The 18,092-nt window shown below is 51.6% G+C and carries 16 protein-coding genes and 1 pseudogene; 10 read left to right on the forward strand and 7 right to left on the reverse strand.

Going from position 1 to position 18,092, the window contains the following annotated elements; genetic code table 11:
• Positions 1 to 66: 66 nt before the first annotated feature.
• Entirely contained in the window at positions 67 to 858 is a 792-nt protein-coding gene (locus tag MHM86_RS13530) for an alpha/beta hydrolase (RefSeq protein ID WP_239200702.1), read from the reverse strand.
• Positions 859 to 971: 113 nt separating this feature from the next.
• Here MHM86_RS13530 and MHM86_RS13535 point away from each other — a divergent pair, with 113 nt between their 5' ends.
• Positions 972 to 2,453, forward strand: a complete 1,482-nt coding sequence (locus tag MHM86_RS13535) for an NAD-dependent succinate-semialdehyde dehydrogenase (RefSeq protein ID WP_239200539.1) — start codon at positions 972 to 974, stop codon at positions 2,451 to 2,453.
• 149 nt (positions 2,454 to 2,602) lie between these two features.
• On the opposite strand, the gene MHM86_RS13540 is transcribed toward MHM86_RS13535, so the two are convergent.
• Positions 2,603 to 3,025 (reverse strand): helix-turn-helix domain-containing protein, encoded by a 423-nt coding sequence (locus MHM86_RS13540; RefSeq protein ID WP_239200540.1) that lies wholly within the window; start codon positions 3,023 to 3,025, stop codon positions 2,603 to 2,605.
• A gap of 171 nt (positions 3,026 to 3,196) precedes the next feature.
• Between MHM86_RS13540 and MHM86_RS13545 the strand changes: the two genes are divergently transcribed.
• The 3 genes from MHM86_RS13545 to MHM86_RS13555 all read left to right on the forward strand — a co-directional run bounded on the left by MHM86_RS13545 (position 3,197) and on the right by MHM86_RS13555 (position 4,798).
• A complete protein-coding gene (locus tag MHM86_RS13545; RefSeq protein WP_239200541.1) occupies positions 3,197 to 3,493 on the forward strand; it encodes a hypothetical protein in 297 nt (98 codons plus the stop codon).
• A gap of 316 nt (positions 3,494 to 3,809) precedes the next feature.
• Positions 3,810 to 4,094: a hypothetical protein gene (locus MHM86_RS13550; RefSeq protein WP_239200542.1), complete on the forward strand. Its 285-nt coding sequence runs from the start codon at positions 3,810 to 3,812 to the stop codon at positions 4,092 to 4,094.
• Positions 4,095 to 4,399: 305 nt separating this feature from the next.
• Positions 4,400 to 4,798 carry a hypothetical protein gene (locus MHM86_RS13555; protein WP_239200543.1) on the forward strand — a complete coding sequence of 133 codons (399 nt, stop codon included), beginning with the start codon at positions 4,400 to 4,402 and terminating at the stop codon, positions 4,796 to 4,798.
• 636 nt (positions 4,799 to 5,434) lie between these two features.
• Here the strand turns inward: MHM86_RS13555 and MHM86_RS13560 are convergent.
• Positions 5,435 to 5,620, reverse strand: a complete 186-nt coding sequence (locus MHM86_RS13560) for a hypothetical protein (protein ID WP_239197424.1) — start codon at positions 5,618 to 5,620, stop codon at positions 5,435 to 5,437.
• 250 nt (positions 5,621 to 5,870) lie between these two features.
• On the opposite strand from MHM86_RS13560, the gene MHM86_RS13565 reads away from it, so the two are divergent.
• Positions 5,871 to 6,890 carry a recombinase family protein gene (locus MHM86_RS13565; protein ID WP_239200544.1) on the forward strand — a complete coding sequence of 340 codons (1,020 nt, stop codon included), beginning with the start codon at positions 5,871 to 5,873 and terminating at the stop codon, positions 6,888 to 6,890.
• Here MHM86_RS13565 and MHM86_RS13570 read toward each other — a convergent pair whose 3' ends face one another.
• Positions 6,891 to 7,619, reverse strand: a complete 729-nt coding sequence (locus MHM86_RS13570) for a hypothetical protein (RefSeq protein ID WP_239200545.1) — start codon at positions 7,617 to 7,619, stop codon at positions 6,891 to 6,893.
• Positions 7,620 to 7,846: 227 nt separating this feature from the next.
• Between MHM86_RS13570 and MHM86_RS13575 the strand changes: the two genes are divergently transcribed.
• From MHM86_RS13575 to MHM86_RS13585, 3 genes are all read left to right on the forward strand, one after another.
• Complete coding sequence (locus MHM86_RS13575) at positions 7,847 to 8,431, forward strand: recombinase family protein (protein ID WP_370644160.1); 585 nt, start codon at positions 7,847 to 7,849, stop codon at positions 8,429 to 8,431.
• 302 nt (positions 8,432 to 8,733) lie between these two features.
• On the forward strand, positions 8,734 to 9,636 hold the full coding sequence (locus MHM86_RS13580) for an ion channel (RefSeq protein WP_239200546.1): 903 nt from the start codon (positions 8,734 to 8,736) through the stop codon (positions 9,634 to 9,636).
• The gene (locus MHM86_RS13585) at positions 9,633 to 10,580 is read left to right on the forward strand and encodes a hypothetical protein (protein ID WP_239200547.1); all 948 of its coding nucleotides are present in this window, start codon (positions 9,633 to 9,635) and stop codon (positions 10,578 to 10,580) included. The genes MHM86_RS13580 and MHM86_RS13585 overlap by 4 nt, the downstream gene beginning before the upstream one ends.
• Positions 10,581 to 10,622: 42 nt before the next feature.
• On the opposite strand, the gene MHM86_RS17170 is transcribed toward MHM86_RS13585, so the two are convergent.
• From MHM86_RS17170 to MHM86_RS13600, 3 genes and pseudogenes are all read right to left on the reverse strand, one after another.
• The gene (locus MHM86_RS17170; protein WP_239200548.1) at positions 10,623 to 12,152 is read right to left on the reverse strand and encodes a tyrosine-type recombinase/integrase; all 1,530 of its coding nucleotides are present in this window, start codon (positions 12,150 to 12,152) and stop codon (positions 10,623 to 10,625) included.
• A gap of 616 nt (positions 12,153 to 12,768) precedes the next feature.
• Positions 12,769 to 14,954, reverse strand: a pseudogene (locus tag MHM86_RS17115) (TonB-dependent receptor domain-containing protein).
• Positions 14,955 to 15,321: 367 nt separating this feature from the next.
• On the reverse strand, positions 15,322 to 15,972 hold the full coding sequence (locus MHM86_RS13600) for a carbonic anhydrase (protein ID WP_239200549.1): 651 nt from the start codon (positions 15,970 to 15,972) through the stop codon (positions 15,322 to 15,324).
• A 168-nt stretch (positions 15,973 to 16,140) separates the two neighbouring features.
• On the opposite strand from MHM86_RS13600, the gene MHM86_RS13605 reads away from it, so the two are divergent.
• Both MHM86_RS13605 and MHM86_RS13610 read left to right on the forward strand, forming a co-directional pair.
• Positions 16,141 to 16,563, forward strand: coding sequence for a hypothetical protein (locus tag MHM86_RS13605; protein ID WP_239200550.1), 423 nt, complete (start codon positions 16,141 to 16,143; stop codon positions 16,561 to 16,563).
• Positions 16,564 to 16,700: 137 nt separating this feature from the next.
• Positions 16,701 to 18,086, forward strand: a complete 1,386-nt coding sequence (locus MHM86_RS13610; protein ID WP_239200551.1) for a M17 family metallopeptidase — start codon at positions 16,701 to 16,703, stop codon at positions 18,084 to 18,086.
• Positions 18,087 to 18,092: the final 6 nt, after the last annotated feature.

Below are 18,092 nucleotides of genomic sequence, written 5' to 3' on the forward strand. Positions count from 1 at the left end.
CATTTAATGTTCTAAAAATACTTTCGCCGGAGGCGACGGGGTATCTCAACCAGCGCCTTGGCATGGTTAACCGAGCAACCGTGCCAACATCCGCCCGTCACGTTCCATCAAGCCGTCGATCACATCGAAATGGTGACGGCCTGCGTCAATCACGCAGTCACAAGACCAGGCTTCGGCTAATGCGGTGGCCTGTTCCAGAAAGGCAGGGCGCTCTTCGCCGCCGACCCAAACGGTCACGTCGACGCCCTCCAGAAGACCCTGCAACACAGGGCTTTCAGCGCGGGCGTCGACTGCATCCATCTTGAACTTGTCGTTCATTGAGGTTTTCAGCAATGGGCGCAGATCCGCCACGGGTGAAATTGGCATCACCCGTTTCACTCGCGCCGCGACTTGATCCGGCAACAGCCCCGGCACCGCCATACGGGCCACCAGATGGCCCCCGGCAGAATGACCCGCCAGATGGATCGGGCCGCCGATCATCGCGGCCGCAACAGGGATCATGCGAGCGATCTGATGGGTGATTTCGGAAATTGATACCTGCGGGCATAGGTCATAGGAGGGCATTGCCACCGCCCAACCTGCCGCCACCGCGCCCTGGGCCAGATGCGACCATGTGGATTTGTCAAAGGCCAGCCAGTAGCCCCCATGCACGAAGACCAGCAGTCCCTTTGGGGCGTCCTCCGGTTTGAACAGATCGAAACACTGGCGCGCACTGTCGCCATAGGGGACTTCCAGCTCCGCTAAACCAGCCTCCAGCATGCCTTCGCGAAAGCCTGCCGCCGCCTTTGTCCAACGGGGCGGATAGTGTTCTGCGCCGTCGATATAGGCACCGTTGCTATAGGCGTCGTCCAGTTCCATCGCTGGTTTCATCGGGCACTCCAAAAATTTGATCACTTTTTCTGGACAATCCTAGCGCCAGATGATCCACCTATGCCAGAGATATCGCAAAGACACGCTGGGAGGAGCCGCCAATGACACAGTCAACCACCGATCTGAAATCACTGCTGAAGGATCCTGAGCTGCTGGCGACCAAGGCCTACATAGCGGGCGAATGGGTCGACAGTGACAATGGTGCTACCTTTGCTGTGACCAATCCGGCGCGGGGGGATGTGATTGCCATGGTGACTGATCCCAGTCGCGCACAGGTGGCAGAGGCGATCGCCAAGGCTGAAGCCGCGCAAAAGGACTGGGCCAGCTGGACTGGTAAGGAGCGCGGTGCCGTTTTGCGCCGCTGGTTCGATCTTATGATGGAACATCAGGACGATCTGGGCACCATTCTGACCGCCGAACAGGGCAAGCCATTGGCTGAGGCAAAGGGCGAGATTGCCTATGGCGCCTCTTTTATCGAGTTTTTTGCCGAAGAGGCCAAGCGTGTCTATGGCGAGACCATCCCCGGCCACCAGCGTGACAAGCGCATCCTGGTGATGAAACAGCCCATCGGTGTTGCCGCTTCGATCACGCCGTGGAACTTCCCCAATGCGATGATCACCCGCAAGGCTGCTCCGGCGCTGGCGGCGGGCTGCGCCTTTGTGGCGCGTCCATCAGAACTGACGCCGTTGTCGGCGCTGGCGCTGGGCGTTCTGGCCGATCGTGCGGGCATTCCCAAGGGCGTTCTGTCGATTCTGCCGACCACTGATGCGGCGGGAACGGGGCAGGAATTCTGCGAAAACCACGCGGTGCGCAAGCTGACCTTTACCGGCTCCACCAATGTGGGGCGGATCTTGCTGCGTCAGGCTGCCGATCAGGTGATGAAATGTTCGATGGAGTTGGGCGGCAACGCGCCCTTTATCGTCTTTGATGACGCTGATCTGGACGAGGCAGTCGCGGGCGCGATCATGTGCAAATTCCGCAACAATGGTCAGACCTGCGTTTGCGCCAACCGCATTTATGTGCAGGACGGTGTATATGACGCCTTTGCCGCCAAACTCAAGGCAGCGGTTGAACGGATGAAGGTCGGCGACGGTCTGGAGGCAGGCACCGATTTGGGGCCGCTGATCAGCGACAAGGCCATTGCCAAGGTACAGGACCATATCGCGGATGCAAAAGCCAAAGGCGCGACCGTGATACTGGGTGACACTGACGCGACGCAAGAGGCCGGATACTTCCTGCCGCCGACCATTGTGACCGGCGCCACCAAGGACATGCAGTTTGCCACCGATGAAACCTTCGGCCCGCTGGCACCGCTGTTCCGTTTCAAGGATGAGGATGAAGTGGTCGAACTGGCCAATGACACGATCTTTGGCCTCGCCAGCTATTTTTACGCCAAGGATCTAAGTCGCGTCTACAAAGTGGCTGAGGCACTGGAGTACGGCATCGTCGGTGTGAACACAGGTATCATCTCCACCGAAATGGCGCCCTTTGGTGGCGTCAAACAATCCGGACTTGGCCGCGAAGGCAGCCATCATGGGATGGAAGACTACATGGAACTGAAATACATCTGCATGTCCGTATAAATACACCATAAAAATAAGGGGTTTTGTGAAAAATCGAAACCCCTTATTGGGACAGAAGCACCTCACTATTGGGACAAAGTAAGCAGTGCATAACCACTAAAATGGTCCCCATGGTCCTGTAGCTTTCACCGACACTCTCGGGTGAAATTTTACGAACCCAATGCCCGTACCATACCTTCAAAGCGTTTGAGATTTACCACATGATCGGTCAGGGCTTCATCTGTAAGCCCGTCCACTTCCAGTCGGTACAACTCCACTGTTAGATCACCACGCTGTTGTGGTGTGAGGCTGACATCCAAGCGGCTTATCATTTCGTCCAGTTGGACGATCACATCACGCATCACGTTCAACTCAAGCCGCTCCTTGGATGTTGCGTTGCGGTACAGATCGTGTGGTTCTACTGCGAACACTTCTGCCAACTGGTTCATCCGCGCCTGCGTCAGAGATGATAGGCCACGCTCCAATCTGGAGAGTTGGGTCACCGAAATTCCCAGACGGCCTGCCAAAGTATCCTGTGATAACTCCATCTGTTTGCGGAGTTTGGCAATGTTGTTGGGGACCTTGGTGTCCATAGGTATCAGCCTCAGGATGTTGCTTGATCGTCATCATCACCGAAATTCATCTCCCTGTGCAGTCAATTGATATGGCGGATAAGGATTGTATCCGTCATATAATGATGTATATGATTCCAAAATAGTCCTGTGATGGCGTGTTTTGGAAAATCCGTCATCTAAGGAGCCTGAATGACTGCCGAAACCCTTGCCCTGATCGCATCATACTTTTTGTGCAGTGAAGCTGCTGAAACACGCCTATTGGATCGTGCTGAAGTCGAAGCCTGTACCAGTACATATACTGCGGTGAAACTCAGCTTTCTTCCTGATGTTGATGCAACCGACTATGCGACAATGACAGCAGTGGAACGGGCTGAAGTTAACCAGCGTGGTTATGCGGCTTATTTGGCATGGCGGGCTGCGAACCCGACACTGGTTTCAGAGATGGAAGCAGAAGCACATCACCAGCTATCAACATCAGGTAGCTAAGTGCGGAATGTCCGTATCAGGCATAACTGGATACAACGGATCATGCACCGCTATGGTGGTTCGTTCCTGCATCCGAAATTACCACCTGACACCATACCCAGTTTCACCACAGAATGCTGGGTACAGGAAATCAACATAGCCCTGAACAACTTGCGTGATGAGTATCGTGGTAGCTTCTATTATTCCTGGTGCCGTATGGATGCTGATGAACGGACAGCATGGGTACAGCGTCGTAAAGCGTCAATGATGATCATATGGGTTCGTGGTGGACCAGAGGGCCTACAGGGGCTTCGAGAAGGGCTGTGTGAAGCTTTGGGTGACATTGATCGTTAGCACCACCATTACCCTTACGACCAGCAACCAGCGTCAGCAGGTTTATGAACGTCTTCTTCATCGCAACCACATCCGCTTTCAGATGGGGATGAGGCCGATTGATATCACCAAGATGCACCACAGAAAGGTTCAGGCCATAGAGATCGCAGAATATGAAGGCTTACTCGAACCCTATCTGATTGACGCCTTTGCCGACATCGCTTGGCCAGACAGTTTGACAGGCCGTATACTCATAGCAGTTCGTCTGTACAAAAAAAAGTGTGGATAAGGTTCATATTGATCATGGTGTGGTCGATCCAAGAAATCGTCAGCCCGACATTATTGCCGTCATTGATCGCCTGGTGCCGCAATCATCACAATCTGGTTGATGCGTTCTCATTTACAAGGTGCAGATTGAACATCAACTTTGGAGCATCACGCATGTTGTGCAACGTCACGCATTTCTGACCCGATGGCCGTTCTGCGCACAAAGCGGACATTGATGTTCTGTCCATGAATGGTAACTTCAGGCATGCGAGATACGAAGTTCCACCTTTGTTAATCTGTCTGTTTTAGAAGGCCAAGTTACTTAGAATGCAAGCGAAGTTCATAGAAAAGCCTTTGAATTTGGAAGTCACAGAATGCGAATTGGAACTTCTCAAGCGTGGTTTTCGTCCGCAATCCATGGAGCAGAAGTGGGTTATTTTCTACAGGGATGGATTCCTGAATTTTCATCGGGTGGGCTACACGCTTTATAAAACCAAACCAGAGGCAAGTGACCGCATGTACATATTCCGCACGCTTTTCTGCCGACGCGGAATTGAGCCGTACTACATACCACGTGATGATTTTGACGAAGGCGGCCTTGTCACTAGACTCATGCAAAAACGTCTGTCTACAACCGATGATGAACCTTGGTTCGGTTGGGACTCAAGGTATCCACAATCCAAGGAATTTTTGCAGCCAGACTTCTCCAAGTTTGAGAGCAAATGACGCCGAAATAGGGACCACTTAAAGGTCTTCAACCTACTAGTATTTGACATCAATGGTCAAACCGACCTTTCAAACGCATCGCAGCATCGGTAAATCTTGAACCTAAACTAGACCTAAGCTGCGGTATAAAATAATGCGTATCCTTTGTTAGCCGTTCCTCTATCTTAGCCACAAAGCGCAGTTCGATCAGATTTGTGTGACGCTCAACTTCAGCCGTATACCAGAAGTACTGGTACGAGATGCAAATGTTACAGTTTTCAATGGGCTGAGCAGTTTTCATTTGTGACGAATAAAAAAACCCACAAGAAAGTGGCCGAATGGGTGAATCCAGAAGGCCATATTTTATTGGGATTTCTGTGCTTTACAAAACCGTTCTTGAGGAATGAAACTTCATTCATGACGAATGAAAAGTGTTTATTCTTCAGGAACATAAGTTCGATCACGAAATCAAAATAGCCTCGCATTTTCCTTGAATGGAAGCACCTATATTCCTACCTTGATGCTGCGCGGTGCACATTCACTGATGCCATCCATCTGGTCCGATTCCAGATAGTGTCCACACAGGGATTTATGCGATGTCAAAACTCGTCACAGGGGGCATTCCACCCCCATGGCATACTATTGCCTTACACATAATCACGCCGATGGTGTGTGAGGATCAGCCATGGAAGTATCGTCACTGGTCTCGTGATCTATCAACAGTTCAATTGCATCTGTGACCAATTCCCCAAGTGTACGACGGCCTGTCTGAAGGACATGCACCTTGGCTTCGGTCACAAGATCGGGGTCCAGATTACGGATGGTATTTCGGGTTCCTGACATGGTTTTTCTCCTGATGGATTACACCCATATTTAGTCTCACACGCCGTTCTGGACTTACCTTGCATCCAAGTGGGCAATGTCATCGTCGGATCACATAAATACCAGTTCACCGTGGTGCGTCATGACGTACCAGACCAACGAATCCTTGCCCAATGACCACCAGACTGAAGGCCACCGATACATGTAATTCCAGCGCCATATGCGCTGAGGTGACCCTACCTATAGTCAAGGTTTTACATATGGTGGTGTGATGCACTCAGACGTTATTCGAAAGGCCATCATAGCAGGGAAAGCCAATCTATATCGAAGGGTAAGCACACCTAAGCAGGCTGAGGATGGTTATAAATATCAACTGGAGTGCATTAAGGATCACTATCCAGAATTTACCATATCCAATTCTACCAACATCAGCGTTAAGGAAGTCATATCTGGTCGTTGTGATACAGAAGTCCGAATGGCCACAGGTCTGCGTAAATGCCTTCGACACCTGAAGCGTCATCAATCCGAAATTCTTCTGGTATCCAGTGATGATCGCATTTCCAGACGGGCTGAAGTATTTGAACTCATACAGAAGCAAGGCTTAGGTAAGCGTATCTATGACGCATCCACTGGGATGAACGTGGATGACATCATCGAACTAAATCATCACCACAAGGTGGAAGAACTGACAAACGCCAAACGTGAAGCGCAGTTCAAAGCAATCGCACGACTTATGGCGGATGGACAGGCATTTGGTTCTCCTGACATCGCCAAACATTCAAAGAAAGGATCAATCACGAAGACACGCTTGGCTGATGAAAGAGAAGCACAGGTTCTATCCGTCATAGCCAACATGACCTATCGTGGTGGTGGTCAGAAACCTTCATATGAAGAGATAAGCGATGAGTTAGACCTTCAGGGTATCCGTACTGGGCAAAACCGTTTTCTGACACCGAAACGTCTTTGTCAGCTTAGGAAAAGATCACCAGAGAAGTGGGACTACGCCTTTGACACATACCATAGACCACGACGGCGTATTCGTGAACTGGTACAAGCTGCCAAGACGGAAGTCTCCACCAAGCGGATACATCGCAGACGTAAGATATGGCTGTCCAGTAAGACCATCATTGATGCGTTGCTATATGGTCTGACATGGCGTGACCTACGATCACTGATCGTCGGTGATAATCACCTGTGTGATCAAATCAGAACGCAGGCAGGTGAAGATGGTTGTCGTGGTCCTCCTACCATTTGGCCGCGCCTGAGAGGGGTTCAGTGGAGCGTCAGATGATCAACTGATGACATCAAAGACCCAAAGATACGACATGGTTTTCCGTGCATGTTTCTGAGTGGACCAATGATTGTTTGGCATCCTGCTGGTTGCATCCAGAATGAACAGGTCACGACCGCGTAGCCCTAAAGCCTCAGCATCTTGCAATAGGTGGACGTGTAAGAAACGCTGTCGTGGTCCTTCTACTGTATCCTTACACTTGACCCAGATTTGCCGCCTGGCGACCCGTGCAGCTTCCTTAAGGCCATCATGGTACAATTGACGAATGCCCTTGTAGTCGATGCCCTTGGTGGTCTCAGCGTTACGGTAGCGGTCATCAGACATATGGTTGCCAGGCCATACAAGATACGGTGGATCAAGAACGACAATATCAAAAGAACTGTCGTGATAAGGAAGGTTGCGAAAGTCATATGGCCGTTCTGGTACGGTCAACAAATCTGATCCCGTGACGTTTAGATGCGGAGTCTTACGCCAGAATGCGCCTTTGCCATAAGTGACATCCGCAATGGTAACACCAGTATCAGCATAGAGCCTTGCCACTTCTCTGATCAGATCGGCATTGTTACCACGTACCAATGCTTCAACGGGATTATCTTTGACCTTCCGTCTGCGTCGATAGTCAGCTTGCTTGCACCTGTCAGAACAAAACTTCCGATCAGAGCGATGTGTTTCTGGTGACAGTTCAGCATTGCAATGCCTACAAGCCGTAACGATTTTTGATGCATTCATGCGTTACGGTTAGTGGTTGATATCCCGCTTCGCAACCACATTCAGAGCAGGGACGATGACCGTAAGGGTATACCCTAAAGGTATCCGAGATTTCCGACGTTATCGCGTCCATAAGGGTTGATTTATCCATACGGACAAACACATATACGGACACCACCCTTACGTAAAAATGGAGCAATGTCATAGCCACTGTATTCTACGCCCGTGTATCCACATCAGAACAGAACATCGAACACCAGAAAGTCCAGGCTGAGGAAGCTGGATTCAAATTTGACAAAGTCATTTGTGATGATGGTGTTTCTGGTATCGCCACCAAACTTCAAGACCGCCCAAACGGCCAGCGTCTGTTCGATATGTTGCGGGAAGGTGATACGCTTGTTGTACGCTGGGTCGATAGGCTTGGCAGAAACTACGAGGATGTTACGGATACGATCCGACACTTCATGCGTGAAGGTGTGGTGATCGAAACCATCATCAACCGTATGCGTTTTGATGGCTCCACCAAAGACCCCATGCAATGTGCAGTACGTGATGCCTTGATATCTTTCATGGCAGCAACAGCACAGGCGCAGGCTGAAGTGCAAAAGGAAGCACAAACCGCTGGTATTGCTGCTGCCAAATCTGATGCAAAGAAGTACCGTGGAAGAAAACCTGGCTATGACCGTAAGCAGTTTGATGCTGTCACTAGTGACCTGAAGTTCATGAGTGTGGGCCAAGTTGCGAAGAACCATGATTTAACCCGTCAAACGGTTCTGCGGATCAGAGACGCACCACACAAGGCTGAGGCTGCATTGGCAAGGTGGGGGATGTAGATCACCTGAAGTCCACCACATCATCCAGAACCAGAAATGTGCATCTTTCACTGGGTGGAGCACCATTAGAAAGCTGAAGCTGATATCTTACCTTCATGCATCCTCCTTCGTGCAATCCATCAACAGAATATCGGGCTGCGGGTCAGGTTTAGAGATGAGGCATCAAGACAACCAGTACCAGTGAAGGTAAGACCGAGTGCGTGTATGCTGATGAACCGCAACCAAGAAGTTGAAAACGACCATTTGAGAGAACGGCCTTTATGATCTGTAGCTATTTGTAACAACGCTGTATGGTCTCGCGCATGGAGAACGATTCACCTTCAACCACAGCAGAATCACGTAATTTTTTCAGACTTTCTGAACCTTATAATGAGGTCGAAAGCTCTGAAGACATGTTCAGCATCTTAGAAGGTGACCAGGATACTATTGAAAATATTTTGTTTCGACCAGACAAGTTATCTGGAACGGACTCCGCATACCGCAAGCAAGTCCGAGATAAAAAGTTTGTAAACGTTAGCTTTACGCGCACCGTCATAAAAAACATCGACTTTCATAATTGCACATTTCAGAAATGCTTATTCGTTAGCAGCACAATTGAAGGGTGTGAGTTTCACGACTGCGCTTTCATAGATACAAATCCTTACAAGATTGAGTTCAAAAACGTTTACATTGATCCTGCAAGTTTTGATGGCTGCCTATCAAAGACCTCACATCAAAATATAGGCGTTCACCTTTATCAAAGGCTGATGAACAATTCCAATGATGAACACCAGCCCGACTTCACAATTGATGCCACATTTAAGTTCAACCTTTGGAAGGGATATCAATTTAAATATGAAGCAAAACGCGCATGGAAGAAAGATAAGAGAAAATCATTAAATATTCATATGAGATATAGAGGCCGTCAACTTTGGGGGCTTTGGGGGGCTGGCGTGAAACTGAAAAATTTCATGCTCGGCGTTGCGTTCGTAATTGCGATCTTTAGTCTTTTGAACTTTATGCTTCGTGACTTTATGGGATTGCCCAAAATTGAATCATACTGGGATGCCCTTTATTTCACCGTCATCACCCTCACGACTATAGGCTACGGCGACATCACCCCAAATTGTACGGCTGGAAAAATGATCATGGCTCTTCAAGGCTTGATCGGTTTTTTCATGTTTGCTTTGGCAGCGTCAACAATCTTTAGACGGATAGGTCCATGACACACGATGTAAATCAAAATGTCAGCATCTGTATCTTTGGTTCATCTGCAAGAGCAACCGATGATGCCTTAAGCGACCGAGACGTACTGATCGTTGCGGAAGACTTGTCAGAAATCAGGCCAATTATTTCTAAATGGACTGAATCTGGATGGTCTGTATCTTGTTATTCACGCACACGATTTCAGAATGTTGCAAATGCTGGAAGCCTCTTTGTAAAGCACTTGCAACTTGAGGGACGAATAGTAGTTGACCAATCTGGATGGTTGGCCGCATCGTTGGCACAATATAATCCAAAGCGATCTTACACGAAAGAACTGTCAGAAGCTTTGGACCTGTCATTGCCACTTGAAAGGTTAATGGGCAGCAATGCACTAGCAGAACCAGCATTGGTGGCGGACATCGGCTACGTATTTCTAAGAAACTACGCCATCTACCGATGCGCCCAAGAAATGCTTTACGTATTCGATTATGCATCTTTATTAGAAGAATTGCAGGCCATTGAAGGCTTTAGCAATAAATGCAGAGAGCAACTTTTAAGTCTTCGTATAGGCAAGCATATATTCCGTTCTGGATACGCAGCCCTGCGGGACATGTCTCACCTAAGATGTGCAACTGATTGGATTGAAGAAGCCTGTTCCAATTTACATCTTAAAGAAATTGCAGTCGGCACACCAATTCGTTCTCTATCTACACCTTATGCTACATTGCGCGACTGTGAAGCAGCCCTAAAGGTGTTAGGCATCTCTCCTCACAACAGTGATCCACTTTTCACTCATCTCAAGATGGCTTGGAAGATGATAGAAAGCCCAAAAGACTACAGTTGGCATCTATCCAAAGTAGATGACGTTTGGGTGTCAAAAATTAACGCTGCAATAGGCAGACTCAACTTACCTCATGCTCAGCACCAGGTAATACGATATGGACTGGGTAGAACTCTTGGGTGACGTGCAACATTAAGACTCTTCAAAGTCTCACCACCTTGATCTTCACCCGCCAATACAGTCCATTTTATCAACCCACTCCAACTGGTTGTGCAGGTCATCAAAGTGGTGCGTATACCTTTTCGCCGAAGCTGATTTGGAGTCTGACGTGTGTCCCATGATGGCATTGCGCATGGTTTCACTCATACCTACATCCTTCGATGCACCTGCCCAGCTATGACGCAGGCTATACAACACCTTCTGAGGATCAGTGGATACATGCGGACGGAAATGCGCACTCCAGTCCAATCCTATCGGGCTGGCGTACCTTCCTTTTTCCGTACCTGGTACGAATGACGGGAATAGTAGACCTGAGTTACTAACCGACCTGATGTATTCGATATGCTCTTCAAGACTCGGAAGCAGTCGATGGTGAATCGGGATGCCACGTACTGACTCTTCATTCTTCAAAATCCGCCTTCGTACCCCAAGGTCATCACTTTCATTCGTGATGATGATACCACGACGTTCCAAATCAACATCAGCCAGCCGAAGCTGACAAATCTCTTCGGGCCTTGCACCAGTCCAGATCAGCATATGCAATGCAGTGATCGAATCCGTCACACGTGACATCCGTGTACGATGCGCCTGGTACTTCCGTTCGGTCCAAATCTGTGTTGCCACTTCAACCAGCTTACGGATTTCGGCCTTGGTAAACGGTTTATAAGTCTGATCACCTATAGGACGTTTATCCTTAGGTGCTTTGACTGCCTTGGCGACATTATATTCAACAGCATCAACACTGGTCGCAAACTCAAGGATGGCTGACATCTTCTCTAAACGCTGCTGGACGGTCGTTGGTGCCAGAGGCTTACCCTTGTTACGCACACCACATAGATGCTCAACATAGTCGTTCAAATGTTGTTTAGTGATTGCAGCCAGTTGCAAGTCACCATGCAAAGCAATGAACTCCTCAACGGCACGCAGATGACTGGCCCTTGTAGATGCACGTGGATTGTTCTGGCTATGCATCTTAGGCAGAATTGACCGAAGTGTATCACCACTAGCTGGCACCATTTCGTCAATCTGCCGTGTGTAGTTCGCAGCCTTGAGTTCATTCAGTTCCAGTTCGGTACCCTCAGAACGGGGTATAGCTTGATTGATCTGCGCCAACCCTACCTGCACAAGCCCTTCTTCTTGCCGCATTCCAAAATAGCCATCCCTCTCAGCTTGCCTGAGATAATCGGGATCATCAGATATCGCGATCTTGAAGGTCTCAACCACCTGACCATCCCGTCGAAATTTAAATGGTCGGGTAGTCATTGGTGTGAAATCAAGCCGCATTGCGATATCATCATCAGTAACCTTCACGTCTTCCATGACATCATACATCATGGCTTTGTTGTGCTGATGGGCAAGTGCTGCTGCTTCAGCACGACGGCTGGCATCCGTAGGCCCTTCAAGCTTGATGTTCCATTCAGATTTACCACCAAACATCCATCGAAACTCAGGTGGTATCGCACGACGATAATAGAAGCTCTTCCCACGGGGTTTTATGTAGTTGGCCTTACCACTGCGTGGACTAAAATTAGACACGAACGACACCTCTTATTGGGACATTTTAACCCCACTATTGGAACATTTCCCATAGCTGTAAAGAGCATTACTGAACCTGACACAAGGGAAAACACTATAAGTATCAGATACCTAATGGATATGTGATGTGATCGATCATTCGCCCTTCGTCCGCGAGAAAAAATGAAATACGTCTGCATGTCAGTCTGACCGCGGTTCCTCTGCCATGTATCGAAAGGGTTCTGCGATCATGCAGGACTCTTTTGTATTGTGTATATGGTGGTCTGTCCGGCCGCTGTGCATGATGGGAATGGTGATTTAATCGTTAGCTCCGGCGGACTAGCGGCCTTTGGCCAACTCCTGTGGGCAATTGAGACCCTCGCTGCGTTTTATATTGAGGTCAAGTTGGGCTTTCTGCCTGATGCACTGTCGGAGAGTATAGAACGGTGTCCGTTTACGTATGGCCGTGGTCAATCAGCGCGGCCATCTGGCCTATATCGGTCGGCGGAGAACACATCCTGATGGTATCGACCAGAAGGAAGCAGATGCGCGCTGTGAGCTAGGAGTGCTGAAATACTGATCCTGTGTTGCCAGCGGGGGCGGAAAACGCGGCACCTAAGCGCCGCGTTTGTAAAGTTCAGAAGGTTTTCTTGAACTGTACGAAGTAGTTTCGTTCATTGCCAACCATTGACGTGGTCTCAGAATACCGCGCGTTGATATACTGTTTGTCAAAGACGTTATTCACACCGGCAACCAGCTCCACACCAGCGTATTTGCCTGTCTTGGGTTTCCATGTGCCTTTGATGTTGGCCAGCGTGTAATCATCACGCACGCGGTAGTAGGTGGTGCCGCGCGACACATAGCTGTCGGGGTTCTGGTCAGGTTTGAACCAATGGTTCACCTCAGCGCCCAGCGTCAAATCCCACGGCTGATAGGTATAGGCGGCGGCAAGGTGCAACTTGTCGGCAAAACCCTGCGGGGTCTTTTCGCGGGTTTTTTTGTTATAGATGTCCAGATGTTCGAACGACATTTCCAGATGCCAGTCGTTGACCCAGTAATCTGCACCCAATTCCAGACCACGGCGTTTGGCGGCTTCGATGTTCTGATACTGACCGAATTGCTGGTGGTTGTTGTAATCAGGGCTCAGCGGGCCGTAACCGGGGATCGGGTCGCGCCCCAGCGCCTCGAAGGAGATCATATCCTCGATATCGCCTTCAAAATACATCGCCTTGAACCGCAGCGAGTCGGCGTCGTTCAGCAGGCCATCCTTGTCGACGGAGAAGCCGATTTCGTATTCTTTCGCCTTTTCTGGTTCCAGATCCGCATTCGGGATGTACCAGTAATGCGGGTTTTGCGGTCCTTCGGCGGCGTATTCCGTGACCAGCGGCGCACGGAAGGTTTAGCATAGTTGGCCAACAGTGTGATGCCATCGGCCACTTCATAGGCGGCACCGATGCGCGGGGCAAAGTTTTCGCCGCTGAACTCTCTGCCGCCATCGACCTGACGGGTGAATTTATCGAAGCGACCGCCAAGGGTCAGAGTGAACCGTTCGTCAGCTGTGCTGATCTCATCCTGAATATAGATACCCAGATCTGTCGATGTTGCCGGATGCATCGCGAAGGGCGAAACAACACCCTGACGGACGTAGGAGGAATCCTCTTCCAGATGTTCATAGTCCAGACCGGTGGTCAGGCGGTGGCTGAACGAACCGGTGTTGAAGCGGGCGATGTTTTTCAGCGCGGTGCCCCAACGGGTGTTCTCGTTCTTGTATTGCAGGTCGTAGATCTCATAACCGCGATCATAGTAGCCGGTTGATGCATAAGCACGTCCTTCAAAGTCGATCAGATCGTTGCCAGTCGGATCATAGCTGTAGTGAGCCACAGCTTCGCGTTGCACCAACTCGCCGACTACCGGATCATCCAGATCGATTTCGCTGTGATACAGCGTTTGCCACACGGTGTTCAGGTCCTGTGTGTAGCTCTGCAGCGAGAAGACCAGTCGTTGATCATCGCTGAGATCAATGCCCAGTTTGGCGAACCCGTTATAGGTGGTGGAATCGTTGTCTGTTTTGGTGGTGCCATTGGCACCGCCGTCCGCCAGTTTGACGTCGCCTGCGCCGACAACACGGCCATGCAATATGAAATCAATCGGCAGGGTTTTCGAAGCCCCAGCCCAAGTCAGTGTGCCCGACCGCTCGTTGTTTGTTTCATAGCGCAGAGAGGTGGTCAGGCTGACGTTTTGGCCGTCCGACAGATAGTCATAGGCGTCTTTCGTCTGCATGGCGACTACGCCGCCAATCGCGCCAGAGCCGTGCAGCATGGTCGATCCGCCTTTGGCGACCTCGGCCCGCTTTACGATGGTCGGATCAGTGCGGAAACTGGAGACGTGGTTGGAAAATAGGCTGGGTGATCGTTTGACGCCGTCCACTTTGACGATGACCCGTTGTTCGGACTGATAGCCGAAGCCTCGGACCGTATATTGCTGGCCCGCTGACCGGCCACGGTCCCCGCCAGAGCCGAAGCCAGGCACGTTTTTCAGCGCCTCGATCGCGGTGGAGGCTTGAGTTTCCTCGTCAAAATCGACGATTGTGACGGACCCGGGATATTTCAGAACCTCCACTGGGGCTTTGTTGCCCAGCAGGGTAATTTCTTCCAGCATGACGGCTGTATCATCGCCGCTTGCCTCGGAAGCCTGGCACTGGGCGGGGGTGTCGATCTGGTCTTTGGCGGAACAATCCTGTTCCTGAGAAAAGGCGTGAGCGGGCAGCAGCGCAAGTGCGCAGGTAGACAGCAGCCACGCGGTGCTGCGTCGAGAATTTGTCATGGTGACACTCAAGATAAGTTTCAGGTTTCACGTCTTTGATGTGAATGACATCAAAGGGTTATTTGGAAACTTGGCTTGAGATTTGTTCTGGCAGAAACGCTAGATGCGACTGGCGTGGGTATTCCTGAGCGAACGGTTAACAGGCGTTTCAATCAGGCGATAGACCGTGGTTTTACCATCAACAAAAGTTTTCAGACAAATGCGTGAGGTGCAGCATGCCTGAGGTAAAGGAATCTTTTCAAAATACAGTGGTTTACGCTTGATTTTTCACCATCAGGGTGATGATTGCGACGTCGTATTAAATTATGCACATGCAAAAACGGCCCCGTTAGGGGCCGTCCTTAGGGTGTTGATGTTGTTTTGGCAGTCACAACGCGCGGAACGCATCCTCTTCGGCGTTGTATTCTTCCAGTACACCTTCGGAAATGTCGTACCACAGGCCGTGGATGGTCAGATCCCCTGCATCGACGGCCGATTTGACGAAGTCAAAGCTCATCAGATTCTCCAGCGAGGTGACAACGCCTCGCTGTTCCATCGCGCGCAGACGCTCTTGTTCGTTTTCGATGCCGGTGGTGGCGTCATAGGCGGGGCGCAGGGCGTCGATCCAGTGGCCAACGAAAGAGGTTTCCTGTTCCAGTTCCGGCGCATGACCGGCGCACATGTCGTGGCAGCCTTTGATGCCGCCACAGGCCGAATGGCCGACGACCACAAGGTGCGAAACCTTCAGTGCTGTCACGCCATATTCCAGCGCGGCCGAGGTGCCGTGGCGCCCGCCGTCTAACTCACAGGGCGGAACAAGGTTGGCGATGTTGCGGTGGGCAAAAATTTCGCCCTGATCAGCGCCAAACAGCGAGGTAACGTGCACCCGGCTGTCGCAGCAAGAAATCACCATAGCGCGGGGGCGTTGGGCTTCGGTACCTAGGCGGCGGAACCAGTTCTGGCTCTCGGCGTGGGTGGTTGCTTTCCAGCCTTGGTAACGATGCACCAGATAACCGGGCAGGGGCTTGGCGTGCTTCATGTCTGGTCCTTCTCGATGTTTGCAACGTTCTAAGGGCAAAACTACGGTATTTGAAACCTTTTTGATGGGGCGCGCGCGTCTGTTAAACGATTTGGGAAGGAATTGGTGCCATTTTGTCTGCGCCTGCTGCGAAATATGACCGGCTATTCGGGTTGATAAGGTGTTGAAATGAAATTGACTTATCATTCTCATACTGTTGATTCTGATGCCTGCGAGGTTGTCCGGCTGGTGCCGGTCGAACGCATACATGTGAACGTCGTGCAACTGGCACAGCTTTACCATGATCTGGGGCGCCATTGTGCGGATCGTTTGGTGGGGCGTGCGTTGGCTGATATCGCGGAACGGGTCGCGGATTGTGATATGCTGCTGGCGCAGGGAAACCTTGCGGTGGTGCGGGCAAATCTGCGCGATATCAGTGTGGTATCAATGCAGGTGGGACTGGCATCCCTGCGGGTGTCCGTGGCGCAGATGGAAACGGTTTTGGATCAAGGGGATACTGTGGCTGCGGCGGCCCTGATGGCGCGGTTGCACCGCCTTGTGGCGCAGGGGGCTGCGGCAACAGAGTATGCACAGGCCAGTGTCAACGTTTAGTGTGCTGCGCTTGCGTCGCGGGGGATACGCTATTTCGGTTGCTTAGGGTTGGGATGCGGCGGTGCAAAGGGGGCTTGCAGCTGCGGATGGAGGGCTTAGGCTAAGGGTGAAACACCTCTGCCAGAAAGGTTCGCCGCATGCCCCCACGTTTTGCCAGCTCCGCCGATGCCCCCATCGCCATGCATCTGGTCGATGCAGAGAGCCTGCAAAATTGGCTGGATCAACAACCCGCCCGTATTCAGACTTGGGTACGTGGGTCTGAATACAAACCTGCATTGGGCAAGGTGCTGCTGATCCCCGGCGCCAGCGGCGCGATTGAAGAGGTGCTGGTGGGGTACGGCACCCCGGCACAGCGCAAACGCACCCGTTTCCATTTGGCTGCTGCGGTGCCTGCGTTGCCCGAAGGGGCGTATCAGATCGCCTCTGGCCTGCCCGCTGATGTAGCAGAGGTTGAGGCGCTGGGCTGGTTGCTGGCGTCTTATAAATTTGATCGCTACGCAGGTGGTCAGCCTAAGCCTGTTACGTTGGTTGCGCCCGCAGGAGTGGACGCCGCCAAGGTGGAAGCGATCGCTGCGGGCGAGTTTCTGATCCGCGATTTGATCAACACCCCCGCCAATGACATGGGGCCTGACTCTCTGGAAGCGGCGGCACGCAGGCTGGCAGATCAGCACCAGGCGCAGATCGCGGTGACGACGGGCGATGACCTCCTCGATCAGAACTTTCCTTTGATCCACACGGTGGGGCGCGCAAGTGATCGCGCACCGCGGTTGATTGATGTGCGTTGGGGGAGCACAGGGCCGAAACTGACACTGGTGGGCAAGGGCGTGTGCTTTGACACGGGCGGTCTGAATCTGAAACCCGGCGCCAGCATGGGTTTGATGAAAAAGGATATGGGCGGCGCGGCCACCGTTCTGGGGCTAGCGCATATGATCATGGCGCTGGGCCTGCCGCTGCAACTGCGGGTGTTGGTGCCAGCGGTAGAAAACGCAGTGTCGGCCAATGCCTTTCGCCCCGGTGACATTCTGCCGTCGCGCAAGGGTCTAACGGTAGAGATCAACAATACGGATGCCGAAGGTCGTCTGGTGTTGGCCGATGCGCTGGCATACGGTGCCGAAGAAAGACCCGACATGATGCTGTCGATGGCGACCCTGACGGGCGCGGCGCGCGTGGCTGTTGGCGCCGATCTCGCGCCGTTCTTCTGTGACGAGGATGGAATTGCCGACCGCCTGATGCAGGCGTCACGCGACGTGTCGGACCCTTTGTGGCGCCTGCCATTTTGGGACCCGTATGAGGGACAGATCGAACCGGGCATTGCCGATCTGGACAACGCGCCCAAGGGCGGCTTTGGTGGCGCGATCACCGCCGCGCTGTTCCTGCGCCGCTTTGCCGGTGAGGGGGTGCGTTATAGCCATTTCGATATCTACGGCTGGCAACCGGTTAGCGCGCCAGCACGGCCCAAGGGCGGCGTTGGTATGGGCGCCCGCGCCCTGCTGCAGGCTTTGCCGGATCTGTTGGACATCTGAGGCCAG

Source organism: Thalassobius sp. Cn5-15, from assembly GCF_022347685.1.
Classification (GTDB): Bacteria; Pseudomonadota; Alphaproteobacteria; order Rhodobacterales; family Rhodobacteraceae; genus Thalassobius.

Coding starts and splice junctions, on each gene's coding strand:
- MHM86_RS13580 (WP_239200546.1), top strand. CDS start 8,734: ATGGAGAACGATTCACCTTCAACCACAGCAGAATCACGTAATTTTTTC.
- MHM86_RS13605 (WP_239200550.1), top strand. CDS start 16,141: ATGAAATTGACTTATCATTCTCATACTGTTGATTCTGATGCCTGCGAG.
- MHM86_RS13535 (WP_239200539.1), top strand. CDS start 972: ATGACACAGTCAACCACCGATCTGAAATCACTGCTGAAGGATCCTGAG.
- MHM86_RS13610 (WP_239200551.1), top strand. CDS start 16,701: ATGCCCCCACGTTTTGCCAGCTCCGCCGATGCCCCCATCGCCATGCAT.
- MHM86_RS13560 (WP_239197424.1), bottom strand. CDS start 5,620: ATGTCAGGAACCCGAAATACCATCCGTAATCTGGACCCCGATCTTGTG.
- MHM86_RS13600 (WP_239200549.1), bottom strand. CDS start 15,972: ATGAAGCACGCCAAGCCCCTGCCCGGTTATCTGGTGCATCGTTACCAA.
- MHM86_RS13555 (WP_239200543.1), top strand. CDS start 4,400: ATGCAAGCGAAGTTCATAGAAAAGCCTTTGAATTTGGAAGTCACAGAA.
- MHM86_RS13530 (WP_239200702.1), bottom strand. CDS start 858: ATGGAACTGGACGACGCCTATAGCAACGGTGCCTATATCGACGGCGCA.
- MHM86_RS13545 (WP_239200541.1), top strand. CDS start 3,197: ATGACTGCCGAAACCCTTGCCCTGATCGCATCATACTTTTTGTGCAGT.
- MHM86_RS13540 (WP_239200540.1), bottom strand. CDS start 3,025: ATGGACACCAAGGTCCCCAACAACATTGCCAAACTCCGCAAACAGATG.
- MHM86_RS13565 (WP_239200544.1), top strand. CDS start 5,871: ATGCACTCAGACGTTATTCGAAAGGCCATCATAGCAGGGAAAGCCAAT.
- MHM86_RS13585 (WP_239200547.1), top strand. CDS start 9,633: ATGACACACGATGTAAATCAAAATGTCAGCATCTGTATCTTTGGTTCA.
- MHM86_RS13570 (WP_239200545.1), bottom strand. CDS start 7,619: ATGAATGCATCAAAAATCGTTACGGCTTGTAGGCATTGCAATGCTGAA.